This window comes from Chitinophaga sp., from assembly GCF_036569185.1.
GTDB lineage: Bacteria > Bacteroidota > Bacteroidia > Chitinophagales > Chitinophagaceae > Chitinophaga.
This window is the reverse complement of the sequence record NZ_DATCRD010000042.1, coordinates 1-2368: the sequence shown is the minus strand read 5'-3', so window position 1 is coordinate 2368 and position 2368 is coordinate 1. Positions and strand designations below refer to the sequence as shown.

At 47.9% G+C, this 2368-nt stretch carries 3 protein-coding genes; 2 read left to right on the top strand and 1 reads right to left on the bottom strand.

What is annotated here, in order from left to right:
* Window positions 1–189 precede the first annotated feature (189 nt).
* Window positions 190–999: a carbon-nitrogen hydrolase family protein gene (locus tag VIM72_RS03240; RefSeq protein ID WP_332001433.1), complete on the top strand. Its 810-nt coding sequence runs from the start codon at window positions 190–192 to the stop codon at window positions 997–999.
* On the opposite strand, the gene VIM72_RS03235 is transcribed toward VIM72_RS03240, so the two are convergent.
* Window positions 981–1616: a VOC family protein gene (locus tag VIM72_RS03235; protein ID WP_332001432.1), complete on the bottom strand. Its 636-nt coding sequence runs from the start codon at window positions 1614–1616 to the stop codon at window positions 981–983. The genes VIM72_RS03240 and VIM72_RS03235 overlap by 19 nt on opposite strands.
* 39 nt (window positions 1617–1655) lie before the next feature.
* Between VIM72_RS03235 and VIM72_RS03230 the strand changes: the two genes are divergently transcribed.
* The coding region (locus tag VIM72_RS03230; protein ID WP_332001431.1) for a helix-turn-helix domain-containing protein at window positions 1656–2368 on the top strand (713 nt) is incomplete at its 3' end.

The window sequence follows — 2368 nt, the reverse complement described above, 5'->3', positions numbered from 1 at the left end:
GAATTTTAAAGGATACCACTGTTGCAGGGGTAACCGTAAAAACAGGAGAGATCTCCACTGTAAGTACTATTACATTAAAATAATAACGGCATTGAGTTGATAGCAAAAAGGCTGGCCATTGGTCAGCCTTTTTTACTGTAGGTTCACCTGTTTCAAATTAAATATCTTTGTTGTTGTAATCTTCATCTTATGAAAATAGCATTGGCATCACCTCCAACTCCCGTATCCGTTACTGACGGCTTATCATGGACCGCGCAACTGGCAGAAGAAGCCGCAAAACAGCAGGCGGAAATTATCTGTTTCCCTGAGTCGTATATACCGGGTTATCCCGGAATGGGGTTGCCGGAAGATCGCTCGCCGGAAAAAATGCAGTATGCGCTGAAGCAGGTGAAGGAAATTGCTGCAAAAAATGCTATTGCCATTATTATGCCTATGGATTGGTACGAAGGCGCTTCCGTTTTGAACGTGGCCTTTGTTATTTCCGCCACCGGCGAAGCGCTTGGCTACCAGGCCAAAAACCAGCTGGATCCTACGGAAGATACTTTCTGGACGCCTGGTACAGAGCGTCATATTTTTGAAGTGAATGGGGTGAAATTCGGCATCACTATTTGCCATGAAGGATTCCGCTATCCCGAATCAGTGCGTTGGGCCGCCCGTCACGGCGCGCAAATCGTGTTTCATCCGCATTGTACCGGCAGCGATACAACCGGTGTATTGCTTACAGAATGGGGAAATAAAAACAATCCCTACTATGAGAAAGCAATGATGATGCGCGCGCTGGAAAATACTATCTACTTTGCCAGCTCCAATTATGCATTTAAATATCCTGATTCCGCCAGTTCCATTATAGCCCCTGATGGAACCTGCATTGCGCATGGCGAATATGGCAAGCCAGGCGTAACGGTAGCGGAAATCGATACTGCGCTGGCCACGGGGCTGCTGGCTAAAAGATACCGGTCAGCGTTGTATGTAAAATCGCATTATTCCGAAAACCGGTAGCTGCCGTGTACGTCGTAGTCAATGCCATGCTTTTTCTTTAGCTCCTGGATATAGTTGAGGGTATGCATAGTATGTGGGCTTGCCACTGTATCGCCCACCCGTTCAAAGGTGTGCAACAGGGTTTCTTCCAGGCATTCGGAAACGCTCATGCGCTTATGTATCGCAAGGTCCTCTAACAGGGCGGCAAGGCGCTTTTCCAGCCGCACATGTACATCCGTCCGTTCGATTTTGATAGCAGGGCCCTGGTTGTAAATGTAATGGCCAAAGACCAGGGAGTTGCCATAAGGATCTTTTACTCTATAGTCGCGTATGCCATAGGGCTGGTCCTCTATGGGCACAGTGATCTCCACGTTATTCGCCTGGTGGAATGCATATTGTTCATCGGCATCGCTGATGATAAAAGCTACCTCGGAGGGCCCGTTTACATAAGGTGTGCCTTTTGCAAGATGGATGTTCACGTTGCCAAGGCTAACCCCGGCAAAGGTAAGCGGTTCGCCCCAGGTAAATTGAAGACCAAAGCCCAGGCGGCTTGTGTAAAAATCAACCGCTGCTTCGATGTCGTCAACAAGCAGGGTAGGGAACACCTGGTTATACTCAGTATTTACTGCGGGTGTCATAATCATGATTTTCCTTTAAATTAGTACATATTTACCGGAATGAAAGTACAATTACTTACGCCTCCTGCCACCGTTGCGGATTATGTAAGCAGCATTGTAGTGCTTGAAAATAACAGTATGTTCTATGAAGCGGTATTACCGCTCATTGCCAACGGTTATCCCAGCATTACTTTCCAGCTTACAGATCCCGCACGGATACTCAGCGCCGGTAAGAAAAGCGAGCACCTGGTATTGTACGGGCAAAACATCGCGCCGATCCGCCTGCATACAGCCGGTGAAATAACGGTGATTGCCTATTTTCTTCATCCTTATATGGTGCAATCCCTGTTTGGATATGAGGCTAAAGAACTCACCGGCCAGGGGATCGACCTCAGTCTGTCCGGCCTGGCGAGGGAAATAAACCTGAAAGAACAGCTGCTCAACTCCACCTCTCTCAATGCCCGGCTGGAATTGATGAATAGATATGTACAGCAGCTATCCCAACGTAGTAAAATCCGCATAAACGAGCCTATCACCTACGCTACCCGTCTCATACAAAAAAATAAAGGCACCATCTTACTGATGGATCTCCAGAAGGAGTTATACATCACAGAACGCACCCTGCAACGCAGGTTCGAGCAGCATATTGGTCTTACCCCGAAAATGTACAGCCGGATCTGCCAGTTTAACGCTGCGTTGCAGCAGCTTAACCGCAACAGGTTTTCGGACATGACCGGCGTGGCGCTGGAAAACGGTTATGCAGATCAAAGTCA